The organism is Brevibacillus sp. RS1.1 (genome assembly GCF_013284365.1).
GTDB lineage: Bacteria > Bacillota > Bacilli > Brevibacillales > Brevibacillaceae > Brevibacillus > Brevibacillus brevis_D.
Window position 1 is genome coordinate 78,613 of the sequence record NZ_JABSVA010000013.1, and the last position, 16,379, is coordinate 94,991.

Below are 16,379 nucleotides of genomic sequence, written 5' to 3' on the forward strand. Positions count from 1 at the left end.
GTATAAATTTTTGCGAAAATGAAAATCATTATCACTATTATACTATATTCATTAACCGTTGTTAAAAAATTTTTTTCTGCGTTGCATACTCATGCAGAATCGGTTTTTTTAGCGTTACCAAATGATAGCCCAGTCATACTATGCATCAAAGCAGCAGAATACTGGCTTATAGGGAGGGTAACGCTTGTGAACAAGCTCAATGGGCCCAAGGAAATCGCACTCACTTTTGATGATGGACCGGATCAGTTGTGGACGCCTCGTGTGTTAGACATATTCGCTCACTATCAGGTAAAGGCCACTTTCTTCTGTGTGGGGCAAATGGTGAAGTACAACCCGACAATACTGGAGCGGATTGTAAAGGAAGGACACATTGTTGGAAACCATAGCTGGGATCACCCTGACTTTACAAAAATCCCTCTCTTGGCTGTTCATGAGCAGGTAGAACGTACCTCGGATCAGATCGAAAAGGTAGTAGGTGTGAGACCTCGGATGGTTCGGCCGCCATATGGAGCAGTGAATGAGGAGGTCATCCAGCTACTTGCGGCGAGCGACTACGAAATGATTTTGTGGGATATAGATAGTTGGGATTGGAAAGGTCTCACCGGCCCACAGGTCGCAAGAAACATCTTGGGACATGTCACCCCAGGCGCAGTCGTGCTTCAACATTCAGCTGGCGGTACGAGAGATACGCTAAAGGGGAGTATGGACGCCTTGCCCTATATTATTGAGGTGTTAAGTGAGCAGAAATATACCTTCTCAACCGTTTCCGCCATGTTTCAACTGGCAGCTTATCGAGAAAGAACCTGTCCAGTCGAGAAAAGGAGAAGGGGCAGATAGAGGAAATGGATAGAAATCTGTGGTAATTAGTAGAATCAGAAGATTTCTTTTAGGGGAGCGAATCAAAACATGTCCAAAGCCGATAATATGCTCTCCATTTTGTGGCTGTTGAAGACTGGCAAGCGAATGACAGCCAAGCAATTGGCAGAGATTCTCGAGATTAATATTCGCACCGTTTATCGCTATATCGACTCACTGTGTGCGAGCGGTGTACCGATCATTTCTGATGCCGGACACAACGGTGGCTACAGTTTACTTCAGCAATTTAATGAGGCTCCGTTGTTTTTCGACCTCAACGAGCAAAAAGCCCTGATTCATGCAGCCGCTTTTGCCCAAGAGGCCGGTTATCCCTTCGGAGCAGATTTACACCGAGCCATTTCCAAGCTAAAACGTTACACAAATGAAGAGCAGCGTGACGCGATAGACCGACATAGTATCGGCTTCGAGGTGATCCAGCCTCCTGTTGATCCTTCTCTCGAGTCTACTCTACAGGAACTGGAGCTGTCTGTTGCCAACGGGTACACCCTTTCGATCGAGTATCAGAAAGCCTACCAGACAACGAGACAGATGCGTCATATCGATCCATACGGTCTCGTTTATTGGAAGGGAAACTGGTATATCGTTGCCTATTGCCATCTCCGTACTACCATTCGCAGCTTTCGTGCAGATCGTGTTCATGAGATCCAACGTACAGAAGGCAGCTTCCAACGCCCTCCTGAATTTTCTGCGCGCCATTTTTTTCTCTCGAATTTACTACCGGAAGCAGACAAGCAGGGCAACACCATTTTGATCAAAATCAAAGGAAGGCCACAGTCACTCGTTGATTTGTGTAGGCATTGGTATCTCGGACATACTGTGATGGAACGCAGCGAGGCACAGGTGATTTTTCAAGTAGATGAGCAAATGGCCCATTCGATCCTTCCTCATTATCTGTTGCCATACGGAAAATCCATTCAAGTTGAAGAGCCAGCCTATGTAAAAGAGCGATTGGCTGCCATCGCCGCCGATTTATTTCTTTTTTATCAGTCGACGTGATATCACTGACCATTTTTGTCAGCAGAGTTGATTTATATTGAAAGCAAAGAAGAGATGGAAAAAGGGAATGGGGGCAGATTGATTATGAAGCATGAAGCATTGCGTTTGTACGAATATCATGTATGGGCAAACGAAAAGGTATTCAAGCGGTTGCAGGAGGTACCAGAGGGAGTAAGTGAGCAGGAGGTTCCCAGCGTGTTTCCGACCATCACCCAGACGTTGGCTCACATTCTCAAGACGGATTATGTTTGGTTGTTGGCCATGAAGGGGGAGAGCTACGAAGAGGTAGGACCGAAAGTTGGGGTTCTCTTGCAGGAATTAAAAGGGAAAAACGTACACGAGCTGCGAAAACTGTTTGCCGAATCAGCCCAGCAGTTCAGAGACTTCTTCGGGCAAATCTCGATGGAGGACACCGCGCCTTATACGCACCCGGCATTAGGCACGGTTCATGCTCGTTATGCAGACATCGTCCAGCACGTCGCCAACCACGGAACCTATCACCGAGGCAATATCTCCGCCATGCTTAGACAAATGGGTCACGCGGGAGTTTCCTCCGATTACATTTTTTATTTGTTCGAGACTTCGGCGGTAGAACAATAAAAGTCTTTTCATTTTTTATCACCTACCGAAAAACACAAGCAGCTTGTAGAGGGAACAGGAGAAAACAGCGAAGATCTTAGGGACACCGACCGAGACGTAATGCAAAAAGCGAAACACGCCCTTAAGCGTCCACCTCTGAGATACTTCCAGATTGGACCACTTTGGACGCGGTTTCGCTTTTTGCATGGAGTCGGCCAGTCAATCCCCCAGTGGGTGGCCCTAGAAGCTGAGTCGTTTTCTCCTGTTCCCTCTCCTCCACTACAGCCACGCAAACCGCTTGTTTTTTAAGGATTCATCGTATGAGCAATCCGCACCTCGAGCCCATTCAAGAACTGACTAAGGTTCGGCTTTCGTTCTCCAATAATACTTTCACCAGGCTTGCCGGGTTCAAAGACCACGCCCTTGTTTTTAGCGACCTCGCTCAAGTAATCCTTAACGATCTGTCCTGTTTTCGTAGCCTCATATTTCTTGGCAAAGTTCTGATACTCTTCCGTGACGGCCGGGAGCAGTTTCATTGTTGCTACGTCAATGGCATCATAACGGTAATCAGACAAATATGTTTTGAGGTAGTCGATATAAAGCGTACGGAGCTTCACTGCACGTGGGCTACTGCGGTAGTTAACCAAATACTCTTCGACTTCAACCATTCTGGGACCGAGCTCGGCCCGCGTGATTTGCAACCCGCCGTCACCCAAATACGGTTTGCCCGTTTCCGTTTCTTGAATGGACAAGTAGTCCTTCCCTTCCTCGCCGAGCGAAGCAGCATATTTTTGCAGTGCTTTGTAATCCACTTGCCAGTAAAAAGACATGTCGTTCGTTGCTTTTAAGACGAGTCCGCTCTCTGTTTGATTGAGGAGCCATTGTTTGAAACTGTCATCGCCTTCTAGCTTGTTGAAATCGTAAGGGTATTGCAAGGCATACAGCTTTTCCGCATTTCTCGGCTGGGCGAGGAGAGCCTTGAAGTTATCGTTTATCGTGGGCAAATGTTTTTCATAGTACTGCTCGAGTGCCCAAAATAGTTGATCGGCAGTTTTCGTGTCCGTATTCGCAAGGTGCTGATCCAAAAAGGCAGTTAGTTCTTTCGCTTCCTTGGCTTGTGCAGCTAGTACGGTGAACTGCTTGAGCAAATCAGCGGCAGGCTTTTCGCCTTTGGTCGCATCAGCAGGAGGTTGCCCAGTGTTTTCCGTTATAGATGGGGTGGGATCTTTTACCGTCAATTGCTCAGAAGCAGAGGTGCACCCTGTTACAAAAGTAATCGCAATGAGGCTAGAGACAAAAGGTAGAACATATCGCTTCATATCTTCATTTTCACTCCGTTATGTTGAATGGTTTCAGTTGATAAATCGTCGTAATTACTTGAGCACCTTGCGTCCAGCGCACTCCCTCCCGTCGTTCCCTTTCTATTGGTACGTACCATACCACGTTCAAGTTATCGGTTCAATTCCATTAAATATTCCTGATAGGAAGCAAGCGTCACTTTTGATATACTTTCTCTATCGGTGATAATGAGAATTATTATCAATATTTACATAGAGGATCGGGCAGAGGTGAGAACATGAACGAAACACAAGCCTTGGTTCAACAATTCACAGAGAAGACCATGGCAGAAGCCATTTTTAAGCTGCGTGACATTACATGGCTCAAAGCAAAAGGATATGACCGACTACGCCAACAATTCACTCATTCGCATATTTTGCTGGTCGTAACCGGGGGACGAGGGCGCCTGCGTCTGGAGAACGAGGAGTACCAATTGCGGCAGGATGCGATTTACGTGTGTCCTCCTATGCTTACGTTTGGCATCGTCCCTGATTCGGCTGATCATTTGGAGATGTACATGCTTCGGTTTGATGTCTTTATGGAAACGAGAGACAGACATCGGCGCTTCCAAGCCCTTCGGGAAAAGGATCTGTTTCCTTTTCGGGGAGAGATCTCTGTCCAATCGGCAGGGCAGCTTCCTGTCTATTGTGATTTGATCCAGAATCTATGGAAGCAGGAGATGGCGCTCGAGCGTTTTCGAGGCCAACATACTTTTCAAGAGCTATGGTACCACATCGTCAAGCATGCTCACTTCTCGGCCACAGATGCTGGAATGGCGCTGGAGCAGGCACGCGCACATATGGAAGAGCATTACTCGGAAAATGTGACGATTGAACAGCTGGCTCGCATCGCAGAGGTGAGTCCAAAGTATTTCGTCGATCTGTTCAAAAAAACGTATGGTATCTCAGCTATGGATTATTTGGCAGAGCTTCGCATTAGCCGGGCGAAGCAGATGATGGTGCAGTCGCATGCCAAGCTGCGCGATATCGCTCATCAAGTGGGCTACAACGACGAGTTTTACTTTAGTCGAAAATTCAAGAAAGCTGTCGGTGTTTCACCCACACTCTATATGAAAAGCCGCCAACGAAAAATTGCGGCGTACGGCTCGACCATCATCGGGCATTTGCTGGCTTTGAAAATGATTCCTTACGCGGCGCCACTGCACCCGAAATGGACGGCTTACTATCATCACAGCTATCGAAACGATATCCCGGTACATCTGAGCGCGTTTCGAATTAATCAGAATTGGAAAGCCAACATTGAAATGCTTCGCGATGCCAAGCCGGATGTCATCATTGGCTTGGACGAGACGAGCTTGCAGGAACAGGAGCAACTCAACGAGATTGCGCCCACCTTGTATGTTCCCTTTGAAGAGCGGGGATGGAAAGAACAACTGCAGCTCATGGCAGACTTTTTAGGTGAGTCCGTGGAAGCCAATCATTGGCTTTGCGAGTACGAGAAAAAGGTGAAGCGAGCCCGGACAAAGCTTCAACAGGTTCTGGGCGATGAAACGGTGCTCATCGTGCGGGTTTTAAAAAACCAGCTCTTTGTCCACTGCAATCGCAGTATGAATGAAGTGTTTTTTCAGGATCTGCAAGTCAAACCTGCTTTTGTCTTGAAGCAGAAGGAGTACGACCAACTTGTGACCGCACAGGAATTGGCTGCGCTCGCGCCAGATCGCTTGTTGCTGCTGGTTTGCCAAGAGGCTGAAACGCTGGCATGCTTCCAGGCCTTGAAAGCATCGGGACCATGGCAAGAGATCGAAGCAGTCCGCAACAATCGGGCGCATGTCATAACATCCGACCCTTGGCGAGAATACTCGGCAACGGCTCATGAACGGATCGTGGAAGAGAGTGTGAAATTGTTTTCAGGAGATCGTCCATGTTGATTCTGGATTTCGTCCATGGTCGGGCAGGAGTGGATGCTTTATAATCACGAATGATAATCGTTATCACTCGCACAGGGTGAAACATTACATTTCTGAGAGGGGTCTTTCAAGAATGAAAAAGATATACCTTGGCTTGAGCATTGCAGCGCTGACATTGGTTCTGACAGCGTGCGGCGGAGGAAAAGAAGCAGCGAATAACAAGACTGCACCTACTACAGCACCTGCGACAACAGCTACAGCAGAAAAGCCGGCGGATGAAGCGAATAAAGCAGAGACACGCACAATCAAATATTTGGATAAAGAATATACCGTTCCTAGCAAAACAGAGCGGATCGCCATTGTAGGCAGCATGGAGTCCATGGAAGATTCGCTGGTACTGAACGTGAAACCGGTAGGAGCGATTTCTGTAGGCGGTAAATTCCCGGAGATGTTTGCACCGATTACGGGCGAAGCCATATCCATCGGGGAAAAAATCCAACCGAACCTGGAAACCATCCTGTCCTTGAAGCCTGATGTCATTCTGGGAAGCAGTAAATTCCCGCCTGAGATGGCTGAGAAATTGAACAAAATTGCGCCTACCTTCCCTGTGTCCCACATTTCGACCAACTGGGAAGCGAACCTGCAATTGCTGGGTGAGTTGACTGGCAAACAAGCTGAGGCAGAAAAAGCGCTCAATGAATACAAATCAGGGATTGAAACGGCGAAAGCAAAATTGGGCGACGGCATAAAGGATAAAAAAGTACTCGTAATCCGTCTGCGCCAAGGAAACATCAACATCTATCCAGAGAAAGTGTTCTTCAACCCAGCTCTGTACGCAGACCTTGGTTTGACTGCACCTGAAGAAGTAAAAGCAGCGAAGGCACAAGAAATCATCTCCATGGAGAAGTTCACCCAGATCAACCCGGACTACCTGTTCATCCAGTTCTCTCCAGATGAGAATAAAGACAAGCCAAACGCATTGGAAGATTTGCAGAGCAACCCGATTTGGAAGAGCGTGAATGCAGTGAAAAACGGCAATGTTTACGTAAACGTGGTTGATCCTCTCGCACAAGGCGGTACTGCTTGGAGCAAAGCACAATTCCTGAAGGCGGCTGTAGAAAAATTGTCTGCCAAGTAAAAGTGGGCGAGGGTAAGCTATGCAATCCAAAAAAGCAACTTCCATGATCATACTAGCTGTTTCGCCAGTAGTGATCCTGCTTACAATCTTGCTCTCCATTCATTACGGGGCCAAGCCGATTGATGCGGGGACGATTTATCAAGCTTTCTTTGCCTTTGATGAAGGGAATGTCGATCATCAAATTGTCATGCACTCTCGCTTGCCGAGGGTCTTGGGCGCACTCATGATCGGCGCGTTCTTAGCGATATCAGGAGCGTTGATGCAGGGGATGACGAGGAATTACCTCGCGTCCCCCTCTATTATGGGCGTGTCTGATGGTTCGGTCTTTGCTGTTACCCTTTGCATGGTTTTCATTCCATCCGCTACGAGTGTCACGATGATTACGATGTCCTTGATCGGTTCAGCACTTGCGGTTGCGATGGTACTCGCTTTTTCCCGACTATTGCCAAACGGCTTGACGCCAGTAGGGATGGCGGTCATCGGTACGATTACCGGTACCTTTCTGAGCAGTATTTCAGCTGCGATTTCTACTTATTTTCAAGTCTCGCAAAACGTCAGCTTTTGGTACAATGCAAGGCTGCATCTCCTGGAGCCTGAATTGGTGAAACTGGCGGTTCCTTTTGCCATCGTCGGTATTGTCATAGCACTTCTTTTGTCCAAATCGATTACGATCTTGTCCTTGGGCGACGAAGTATCTCGCGGCCTCGGACAGAGAACGGTGATGGTCAAAGTGCTGGCAACGACTGCTGTTGTCATTCTCACAGGCATTTCCGTAGCGTTGGCAGGAAAAATCGCTTTTGTCGGGCTAATTATTCCGCATATTACCCGCTTTTTGGTAGGTCTCGATTATCGATGGATCATTCCATGTGCAGGATTACTAGGCAGCATTTTTCTGGCCTTGTCGGACGTTCTCAGCCGATTTATGAACAGTCCGTTTGAGACCCCAATCGGTGTGGTAACGGCCTTTATTGGCGTTCCGTTCTTCCTCTATTTGATTTACAAGAGAGGAGGGGGAAAGCATGCCTGATCGAAAAGCTAGATTTCGTTTGCTGTTACTCGTCAACATCGCCTTGATTTTGCTGGCGATTTATATCAGCCTGACCAACGGCGTATTTGACATGACGGTGATGGATGTCATCCGAACGTTATTGCGTATGGATCCTGTAGCGGAATTCGATTTGGTTATTTTCGATTTTCGCCTGCCGCGGATCGTTATTGCGGCATCGGTCGGCTTTGGCTTGGGGGTTGCTGGTACCGTCATTCAGGGGATCACCCGTAACGGGCTGGCTGATCCGGGGATTTTGGGCATTAATGCTGGGGCAGGAGCCGCTATCGTCGCCTTTATGTTTTTCTTCGGTGGACAATTTATGGAGGCGAGCTGGTATTCCATCATGGCCATGCCTTTGTTCGGCTTGACAGGCGGATTGCTTGCGGCTGGACTGATTTACCTCTTTGCCTGGCGTAACGGAGCGCTTGATCCACAACGGCTGATTCTGGTGGGGATCGCCATTGGCTCCGGATTAGGTGCTGTATCGCTGTATCTCTCGTTAAAAATGAATCCAAACGATTTTGAAATGGCAACCGTGTGGCTCTCAGGCAGTATATGGAGTGCCAACTGGACGCATATTGCGGGGATGCTGCCATGGCTAGTCATACTTATTCCTGTTTTGATGCGCAAGGTGCATATTCTCGATTTGCTTCAACTGAGCGAGGAGTCCGTCAAAAACCTGGGTGTGTCCGTGGAAAAGGAGCGCAATATTCTCCTGCTGTCGAGTATCGGGATCGTGAGCGCGTGTGTCTCGGTTTCTGGAGGCATCGGATTCGTCGGCTTGATGGCACCGCATATTGCGAAGCGTTTGACGGGAATCCAGCACAGGTATGCTCTTCCCTTGTCGGGAACAATCGGGATGCTCATGGTCGTGGCGGCTGACTTTATCGCCAAAACGGTGTTCACACCCATTGAACTGCCTGTGGGTATCGTCATTTCGATCATCGGTGTACCGTATTTCTTCTATCTACTGAGTAGAAGAAAAAAATAAAGAGGGGACGTGCAAATTGTGAAGGGACAATTGCTTGCAGACGTATGCCATCACCGAGCACTGCTCGTATATTTGCCGCCATCCTATGACAAGAGTACTTCCCGTTTTCCCGTCATGTATGTCCATGATGGCGGTGACTTGTTTGATCCTGCGTTTAGTACTGCCCTCGAAGTAATCGAAGATAAGTTTGCAGAGGGGAAAATTCCTGAGCTGATTCTCGTCGGCATCCAACCAGAAAACCGCAGGGATGACTATACGCCCTGGTTTTCCAAAGCGATCTCGCCTGAGCGCAACATTGATTTTGGCGGGCAAGGAGATGCGTATCTTTCTTACGTTGCCAATGAATGTAAGGCGTATATCGACAGCAAATACAGGACAGACCCTAGGCCGGAAAAAACAGGGATCATCGGATTTTCGCTGGGTGGCTTGATCTCGATGTACGCTGCGCACCAATATCCGGATGTTTTCACGAAAATCGGCAGCATCTCAGGATCGTATTGGTATGAGGGCATGGTTCCGTTTATGCGGGAAAAGAAAATGTACCATCCCGGGCTGCGCATCTACATGGATGTTGGCAGTAAGGAAGGTGCTAAAAAACAAAACATCCAGAAACAAATGGTCCCGCTGACAAAAGAAGCCCATCAGATATTGGCTGATAGCGGTTTCACAGCAGATCAGCTCGTCCTGTTCATGGACGAAGGGGCGGATCATTTGAGCAAATATGCAAACGCCAGATTTCCTGGGGCGTTGCAATGGCTCTGGAATGAGAAGGAGACAGAAATGGAACTGACCAAATTGATTAGAGAGCGTCGCTCCATTCATCGCTTTACAGATCGGGAGGTAGACCCTGCGCTGGTTACAGAACTGATGGATACAGCCGTGTGGGCGCCGAATTATCACATGACACAACCGTGGCGCTTTATTGTGACGTACGGGGAAGGCAAGAAAAGAATCGCCGAGGCCGTGCGAATCATGAAGGAGAAGCGGGAGATAGATCCGTCGAAAAAGAAAGAAGTCGGCGAGAAGTTTTACAATAAAATTATGGCGATTCCGATGCTGATGACGGTCATTATGGAAGAAAGTCCGAACTTGATTACGCGTCAGGACGATTTCGCTTCGACCAGCATTGTCATTCATAACTTTAGCTTGCTGGCGTGGGAAAAAGGCATCGGTCTGACATGGGAGACGTACCCGTGGATTCACGAGCCGGAATTCCGAGAAGCGATGGGCATTCGACCAGGTGAAAAGGTGCTGGGGAACCTGCATATCGGTTATCCAGCCGCGATCCCTAACGCACAGCCACGCATTCCAGCAGCAGAGCGCATCACACTTGTAGACAAAGCATAGGACAAGATCAAGTGAATTTTTCTTGTCACAGGATTACTTTTTGTGGTACCCTTGGTTCATTCTACAAGAAAGGGTGACCATTAAGCCAATGATCTGCTAACTCCTATCTCCACAAAACCAATCGGATAAATCGATGCGTTTTTGGATAGGGGTAGTATGTGCATATTGGCGAATAGATGGTAGATCCTTTTTAGACTCACCAAAGGGTTTCTATGTCTTTTTGACGATAATATGCGTAGCCTCCTGTCCAGATCGCAATGGATAAGGAGGCTTTTTTATGTCAAATGTTTTGAAAAATCGTTATGTCAGGGCTATTTTATTATCAGCAGTTCTGTTGCAAATCGGAGTATGGGTGCGCAACATGGCGATTCTGCTCTATGTGATGGATCATACAGGAGGCGATCCGTTTGCTGTCTCCATGATTTCTGTGGCAGAGTATGCGCCAATCTTTCTGTTTTCCTTTCTTGCTGGTACGTTTGCCGATCGCTGGCAACCGAGAAAAACGATGGTCTGGTGTGAGGTGCTCAGTGCTCTATCGGTTGTCGGAGTGCTGCTTACCTTCGTTTTCGGCTCGTGGAAGGCCATCTTTTTTGCCACACTCATTTCAGCCATTCTCTCTCAGTTTTCCCAACCGTCCGGTATGAAGCTGTTCAAGCTGCATGTACCTGGTGAACAGCTTCAGGTAGGAATGTCGGCGTACCAGACTATTTTCGCGATCTTTATGGTATTTGGTCCGATTGTCGGTACGTTTGTGTTCCAGCAATGGGGGATGGAGGTTGCTATGGTCATCACGGCAGTTGCGTTCCTCGCAGCGGCGGGTGTCCTGTATTTGTTGCCGCCAGATCGTGTCGAGAAAGAAGAGCAGCAAGAAACGGCACTGCTTGGGGAGATGGTCAGCGGGATTCGTTATGTGTTCTCCAGTCGCGTGCTGTCAATGCTTGGCTTTTGCTTTTTGGCTGTAGGATTTTCATTGGGAATGATTCAGCCGCTTGGGATTTTTATCGTGACCGAGCAACTACAATTGCCAAAAGAAAGCCTGCAATGGTTAATTACCGCCCAAGGTGTGGGGATGATTGCCGGAGGGGCCATGACGATGGCTGCTTCCAAAACGATTCCACCGCAAAAGCTATTAGTTATGGGACTTCTTGGGAATGCGATTGCAGTAGCGATTTGCGGGATGTCCACGAATCTGTGGCTGACGCTTGTTGCACAGTTCATTGCGGGATTGCTCTTGCCCTCCATTCAAATCGGGATCAACACCATGCTGCTTAAAAACACAGAGAGTACCTTTATCGGTCGGGTGAATGGCATATTGACCCCGTTGTTTACAGGCTCCATGGTCGTCATGATGAGTATTACGGGAGTATTGAAGCTGTATCTTCCGCTCGCAGTCATATACGGGATCGCTGCATTCCTGATGATCATTGGTCTCAGCTTTATTTTGCCGCTTTATCGTATGAGGGAAGGAAACATGGTGCAAAGTACAGAACAGACTGGTACATGAGCGTTTGGAAGCAAAGGGAGGCTTAGACCAGATGGTGCACGAACAGATTTCTTCTATAGAAGGCTTAAAGATGGTAGCTGCTGTTCGCGAGCTGGCGATGCGGTTGCCAGAGGTAACGGAGCAGGTAGACGCTTTTGGACATACATCGTTTCGGGTAAACGACAAGCCGTTTGTCATTTTAGGAGAGGGGGGCACTGAAGGCCCCTCCTTTTCTGTGAAGGTGCTGAAGACGACCCAAGAGATTTTGCTTGCGCAGGAGCATTTTTACAAGACACCGTACATCGGTCATCACGGCTGGGTTTCGATTTTGGACAAAAACGTGACGAGCTATGATGAGATTGAAGATTACATACGGGAAGGCTATATGTGCGCGGCTCCCAAGCGATTGGTCAAGCAATTACAACACCTCCCCTGATCGTTCCTGTATAATTTTTACACAACCGCATTCAGACAAAGGGGGAGCCGGTTTTGGATTGGAATCTCCAGCAGATGAGCAAATTGCTTGAGGTCGTTTTTGAAAATGCCCATGAACCGATGATCGTAACGGACAAGGACGGAAAAATACTCTTATTGAATCGGAGCTATCGGGAATTTCTTAATGTACAGGACGTGATTGGACAACCAGTGACGGATGTTATCGAAAACACGCGGATGCATATTGTCGGTCAGGCTGGCGTTGCCGAGATCGCCGACATTCAGCAAATAAAAGGACAGAACATGATTGCGCATCGCATCCCGATCATGGACGAAGGAAAAGTGATTGCGGTTCTGGGAACGGTGCTGTTCCAAGATGTGCAAGAGCTCACTGCCTTGGCTGCGATGGTTGCTCAGCTGAAGGATGAATTGACCTATTATAAGAAAGAGCTGCGGCGGCGGATGGGGGCTACCTATCACTTTGACCAAATCGTTGGGTACAGCCAGAAGCTGCAGGAGCTTAAAAAGTTTTCTCAGAAAGTTGCGAAAAGCGATTCGACTGTGCTCATCACGGGCGAAAGCGGGACGGGCAAGGAGTTGTTTGCCCACGCCATTCATGCCGAGAGCAAGCGCAAAATGGGTCCTTTCATTCGGGTGAATTGTGCCGCTATTCCGGATTCTTTGCTCGAATCAGAGCTGTTTGGCTATGAAGAAGGTGCGTTTACCGGAGCTGTTCGCCGCGGAAAAAAAGGAAAGTTCGAGCTGGCCAACCACGGAACCATTTTGTTGGATGAGATCGGGGACATGCCGTTGCCGCTGCAAGCCAAGCTACTGCGTGTGTTGCAGGAAAAAGAAGTCGAGCGGGTAGGTGCTGTACGGACGACGCCAATCGATGTGCGGGTGATCGCTTCCACGAATTCGGATATGCTTCAAAGCATCAAGGAAGGGAAGTTTCGGGCAGACCTCTATTATCGGTTGAATGTCGTGTCACTCTCGATTCCTCCGTTGCGCGAGCGTCTGGAGGATTTGCCGGAGCTGGTTTCGAATCTGCTCAAACAGCTTGGCGAGTCCACTGGTGTTGCGGTCAGGGCCATTGATGAAGAGGTATGGCACGTACTTCGTGGCTACTCCTGGCCAGGCAATGTACGGGAGTTGAAAAACGTACTGGAACGAGCCCTGCATCTAATGGAAGACGATATCTTGAAAAAGGAGCATATTTGGCTGCCTGTATCTGACGAAGGGACACCCGCATCCTTGTCGGTTCCAACTCATGCCGTTCGACCATTGAAACAAATCTTGGAAGAGGCTGAGCAGGAAGCGCTTCGTCAAGCGATGCAGCAAGCAGGGGGGAACAAGCTTAACGCCGCCAAGCTGTTGCAAATCAGCAAGTCCAGCTTTTACGAAAAGTGGGAGAAGTACCAGTAGCACGAGGCGTGTATAAGTCGGGGATGTGGCGTTGAGCCAAGTTCGCGGCTTTTTTCATCTGAAGCAATAGCGTTTTGGTAGATTCCGGTTTTCTGGAATAGAGCAAGAGGGTCTCCGGTAAAAAACCAATAGCCTTCCATGAGCAGATTCCCTAAAAAGTGGGCGGATTTTTGCTAGATTCCATAAAACCGGACAACAAATTCCGGAAATCCGGAAAATTTGCAAGCGCTATCATCTGCTCCCTAACACTCCAGGCACGATGAAGGGGTATGGTTGAACGATTTTTCTGGAATTGGCTGGGGTTGGCATGGTCCGTGCAATTGAATTAGTTTTGAAAGCGTTTTCCTCAAGTGAGTCCACACAATCTCCTTTGTAAAGCGGAGGAGAAAATTGAAAGGAGAATTCTATGATCATCGAAGTGTTATCCATCTTGGTTTCGCTCGGTCTGCTGATGTTTTTTGCGTATCGGGGCTATCCTGTTATCGTATTTGCCCCTATTTTTACGCTGCTGGCCGTTGTCCTTTCTGGGATCTCTCTGCTGCCGAGCTACACCGAAACCTTCATGACGAATGCAGCAAACTATGTGAAATCATTCTTCCCTATTTTCTTACTGGGTGCCATTTTCGGGAAAGTCATGGAGTTGAGCGGTGCCGCCTCATCCATTGCCCACACGATTGTGAGAGCGCTTGGCTCCAATCGTGCGATCTTGGCTGTCGTTCTGGCATGTTCGATTTTGACGTATGGCGGAGTTTCCCTGTTCGTTGTGGCATTTGCTGTGTATCCGTTTGCCGCTGCGATTTTCCGTGAAGCCAACATTCCGAAGCGACTCATTCCGGGAACGATCGCGCTCGGGGCTTTTACGTATACGATGGATGCCTTGCCAGGTACACCACAAATTCAAAACATCATTCCTACTACTTATTTCGGCACAGATGCTTATGCTGCACCTGTTGTTGGAACGATTGGCGCCATTCTGGTTTTCATTGGCGGGATGCTATGGCTGGAGCGCAGACGCAAGCAAGCTGTCGCTGCTGGAGAAGGCTACGGCGAGGGACATACGAATGAACCAGAGTTGATCAAAAATGAATCCTACATGAACATCTGGGTCGCGATTCTCCCGTTGGCGTTGGTGCTCGTGGGTAACTATATGTTCAGTAGAGGGATTTGGACAGTAGAGACGTGGTACGATCCGGCGATCCTCAAAGAATCATTTAAGATTGAGAAAGTGAAAAACGTCGTATCTTCTTGGTCACTGATTATTTCGCTCTGTCTTGGAATTATTGCCGCAATTTTAATCAATGTGAAGCAAGTCAAAAACAAGCTGGCGAGTGGTTTGACTGCTGCCGCGATGGGTTCTCTCTTGGCTATTTTCAATACTGCTTCCGAAGTTGGGTTCGGAAACGTTGTGAAAACATTGCCGGGCTTCAAATTTATCCAAGGCTGGATTATGGGAGCAAGTGATCATCCGTTGGTTTCTGAGGCACTGGCTGTAAACGTACTGGCAGGTGTGACAGGTTCAGCGTCGGGCGGTATGTCGATCGCGCTGGAGGTTATGAGCAAGCAATACCTGGAGATGGCAAATGCTGCGGGAATCAGCCCTGAGTTGCTGCACCGTATTGCCTCGATGTCTTCCGGTGGTATGGACACATTGCCACACAACGGAGCGGTCATTACATTGCTCGCGATTACTGGTTTGACTCATCGTCAATCGTACAAAGACATTTTCGCGATTACGGTTTTGAAAACAGCTGTCGTGTTCATTCTGGCATTTGCCGTGTCTATTTTCTAACTTTCATCAAAGATCAGCGAGTTTATAGACAGAGAAAATGAGGATCAGGAGAGGAGATAGTAGGGGATGGAGAAGTTGTTGGAGCAACAGGTAGCAGTAGTAACAGGGGCTGCAAGCGGTATTGGATTGGAGATTGCCCGGACGTTTGCCGAGGAAGGGGCGAGGGTCGTCATACTGGACTTGAATGGGGAAGCTGCGGAAGCAGCAGCAGCCCAATTGCAGAAGGAAGGTCACGAAGCAATCAGCTTTGGTTGTAATGTTACTGACGAGGTACAAATGCAGGCGTGCATCCAGCAGACAGTCCAAATTTTTGGCAGACTCGATATCCTAGTGAATAATGCCGGATTGCAATTTGTTTCTCCTATAGAAGAGTTTCCGACTGCAAAATTTGAACAAATGCTCAGTATTATGCTGACAGCGCCTTTTGTCGCGATTAAACACGTGTTCCCCATTATGAAGCAACAAGGCCATGGCCGTATCATCAATATGGCTTCGATCAACGGCTTGATTGGCTTTGCAGGGAAGGCAGCATACAACAGTGCCAAGCACGGAGTCATCGGGCTCACCAAGGTTGCAGCCTTGGAAGGAGCAGCGGCTGGTATTACGGTAAATGCTATTTGTCCGGGGTATGTCGATACACCTCTGGTACAAAACCAATTAGCGGATTTGGCTAAGACAAGAAATGTGCCGTTGGAAAAGGTGATGGAAGAAGTCATCTACCCGCTGGTGCCGCAGAAGCGACTGCTGCAAGTAAAGGAAGTAGCGAACTACGCTGCCTTTTTGGCTAGCAAGAAAGCGTCAGGCGTTACGGGCCAGGCTGTCGTCATTGATGGCGGGTATACAGCGCAGTAAGCCTGTTAAAGTCCCTATTTTTATAGGGGCTTTTTTAATTCCGCTAGCTTTTTAAAAAACTAGTAAAAAAGATCTTGTATTCTTTTTTTAGATGTGATAGATTATTACTTGTCGCCAAGAACGACGACAAAATACGAGAAAAGAAAACGAGATTCGATAAAAAACTTCTTGACTCGCAAATAACGAACGTGATAAGATATAAAGCGTTCGACAAA

The 16,379-nt window shown here is 48.1% G+C and carries 14 protein-coding genes; 13 read left to right on the plus strand and 1 reads right to left on the minus strand.

Features of this window, described 5'->3' with window-relative positions; all coding sequences use genetic code 11:
- The first annotated feature begins 186 nt into the window (after nt 1-186).
- The 3 genes from HP570_RS26435 (at nt 187) to HP570_RS26445 (ending at nt 2,472) form a co-directional block, all read left to right on the plus strand.
- Nucleotides 187-837 (plus strand): polysaccharide deacetylase family protein, encoded by a 651-nt coding sequence (locus HP570_RS26435; RefSeq protein ID WP_309139216.1) that lies wholly within the window; start codon nt 187-189, stop codon nt 835-837.
- A 69-nt stretch (nt 838-906) separates the two neighbouring features.
- Complete coding sequence (locus tag HP570_RS26440; RefSeq protein WP_173627680.1) at nt 907-1,872, plus strand: helix-turn-helix transcriptional regulator; 966 nt, start codon at nt 907-909, stop codon at nt 1,870-1,872.
- A gap of 84 nt (nt 1,873-1,956) precedes the next feature.
- Entirely contained in the window at nt 1,957-2,472 is a 516-nt protein-coding gene (locus HP570_RS26445; RefSeq protein WP_173627681.1) for a DinB family protein, read from the plus strand.
- A gap of 284 nt (nt 2,473-2,756) precedes the next feature.
- Here the strand turns inward: HP570_RS26445 and HP570_RS26450 are convergent, their stop codons facing one another.
- A complete protein-coding gene (locus HP570_RS26450; protein WP_173627682.1) occupies nt 2,757-3,770 on the minus strand; it encodes an ATP-binding protein in 1,014 nt (337 codons plus the stop codon).
- Between the two features lie 257 nt (nt 3,771-4,027).
- On the opposite strand from HP570_RS26450, the gene HP570_RS26455 reads away from it, so the two are divergent.
- The 10 genes from HP570_RS26455 (at nt 4,028) to HP570_RS26500 (ending at nt 16,164) form a co-directional block, all read left to right on the plus strand.
- Nucleotides 4,028-5,677 carry an AraC family transcriptional regulator gene (locus HP570_RS26455; RefSeq protein ID WP_173627683.1) on the plus strand — a complete coding sequence of 550 codons (1,650 nt, stop codon included), beginning with the start codon at nt 4,028-4,030 and terminating at the stop codon, nt 5,675-5,677.
- Nucleotides 5,678-5,789: 112 nt separating this feature from the next.
- Nucleotides 5,790-6,794 carry an iron-hydroxamate ABC transporter substrate-binding protein gene (locus HP570_RS26460; protein ID WP_173627684.1) on the plus strand — a complete coding sequence of 335 codons (1,005 nt, stop codon included), beginning with the start codon at nt 5,790-5,792 and terminating at the stop codon, nt 6,792-6,794.
- A gap of 19 nt (nt 6,795-6,813) precedes the next feature.
- Nucleotides 6,814-7,821 carry a FecCD family ABC transporter permease gene (locus HP570_RS26465; protein ID WP_173627685.1) on the plus strand — a complete coding sequence of 336 codons (1,008 nt, stop codon included), beginning with the start codon at nt 6,814-6,816 and terminating at the stop codon, nt 7,819-7,821.
- On the plus strand, nt 7,814-8,833 hold the full coding sequence (locus HP570_RS26470; RefSeq protein WP_012684095.1) for a FecCD family ABC transporter permease: 1,020 nt from the start codon (nt 7,814-7,816) through the stop codon (nt 8,831-8,833). Before HP570_RS26465 ends, HP570_RS26470 begins: the two co-directional genes overlap by 8 nt.
- Nucleotides 8,834-8,842: 9 nt before the next feature.
- Entirely contained in the window at nt 8,843-10,180 is a 1,338-nt protein-coding gene (locus HP570_RS26475; RefSeq protein ID WP_173627686.1) for an alpha/beta hydrolase-fold protein, read from the plus strand.
- Nucleotides 10,181-10,457: 277 nt separating this feature from the next.
- Entirely contained in the window at nt 10,458-11,684 is a 1,227-nt protein-coding gene (locus HP570_RS26480; RefSeq protein ID WP_173627687.1) for an MFS transporter, read from the plus strand.
- 31 nt (nt 11,685-11,715) lie between these two features.
- A complete protein-coding gene (locus tag HP570_RS26485; protein ID WP_173627688.1) occupies nt 11,716-12,099 on the plus strand; it encodes an MmcQ/YjbR family DNA-binding protein in 384 nt (127 codons plus the stop codon).
- A gap of 53 nt (nt 12,100-12,152) precedes the next feature.
- A complete protein-coding gene (locus HP570_RS26490) occupies nt 12,153-13,523 on the plus strand; it encodes a sigma-54 interaction domain-containing protein (RefSeq protein ID WP_173627689.1) in 1,371 nt (456 codons plus the stop codon).
- Nucleotides 13,524-13,929: 406 nt separating this feature from the next.
- Entirely contained in the window at nt 13,930-15,312 is a 1,383-nt protein-coding gene (locus tag HP570_RS26495; RefSeq protein WP_064203135.1) for a GntP family permease, read from the plus strand.
- A 66-nt stretch (nt 15,313-15,378) separates the two neighbouring features.
- The gene (locus HP570_RS26500) at nt 15,379-16,164 is read left to right on the plus strand and encodes a 3-hydroxybutyrate dehydrogenase (protein ID WP_012684101.1); all 786 of its coding nucleotides are present in this window, start codon (nt 15,379-15,381) and stop codon (nt 16,162-16,164) included.
- Nucleotides 16,165-16,379: the final 215 nt, after the last annotated feature.

What these genes read in the sequence shown, in the direction of transcription:
- HP570_RS26440 (WP_173627680.1), top strand. Translation starts at nt 907, where the DNA reads ATGTCCAAAGCCGATAATATGCTCTCCATTTTGTGGCTGTTGAAGACT.
- HP570_RS26445 (WP_173627681.1), top strand. Translation starts at nt 1,957, where the DNA reads ATGAAGCATGAAGCATTGCGTTTGTACGAATATCATGTATGGGCAAAC.
- HP570_RS26450 (WP_173627682.1), bottom strand. Translation starts at nt 3,770, where the DNA reads ATGAAGCGATATGTTCTACCTTTTGTCTCTAGCCTCATTGCGATTACT.
- HP570_RS26455 (WP_173627683.1), top strand. Translation starts at nt 4,028, where the DNA reads ATGAACGAAACACAAGCCTTGGTTCAACAATTCACAGAGAAGACCATG.
- HP570_RS26460 (WP_173627684.1), top strand. Translation starts at nt 5,790, where the DNA reads ATGAAAAAGATATACCTTGGCTTGAGCATTGCAGCGCTGACATTGGTT.
- HP570_RS26465 (WP_173627685.1), top strand. Translation starts at nt 6,814, where the DNA reads ATGCAATCCAAAAAAGCAACTTCCATGATCATACTAGCTGTTTCGCCA.
- HP570_RS26470 (WP_012684095.1), top strand. Translation starts at nt 7,814, where the DNA reads ATGCCTGATCGAAAAGCTAGATTTCGTTTGCTGTTACTCGTCAACATC.
- HP570_RS26480 (WP_173627687.1), top strand. Translation starts at nt 10,458, where the DNA reads ATGTCAAATGTTTTGAAAAATCGTTATGTCAGGGCTATTTTATTATCA.
- HP570_RS26485 (WP_173627688.1), top strand. Translation starts at nt 11,716, where the DNA reads ATGGTGCACGAACAGATTTCTTCTATAGAAGGCTTAAAGATGGTAGCT.
- HP570_RS26495 (WP_064203135.1), top strand. Translation starts at nt 13,930, where the DNA reads ATGATCATCGAAGTGTTATCCATCTTGGTTTCGCTCGGTCTGCTGATG.
- HP570_RS26500 (WP_012684101.1), top strand. Translation starts at nt 15,379, where the DNA reads ATGGAGAAGTTGTTGGAGCAACAGGTAGCAGTAGTAACAGGGGCTGCA.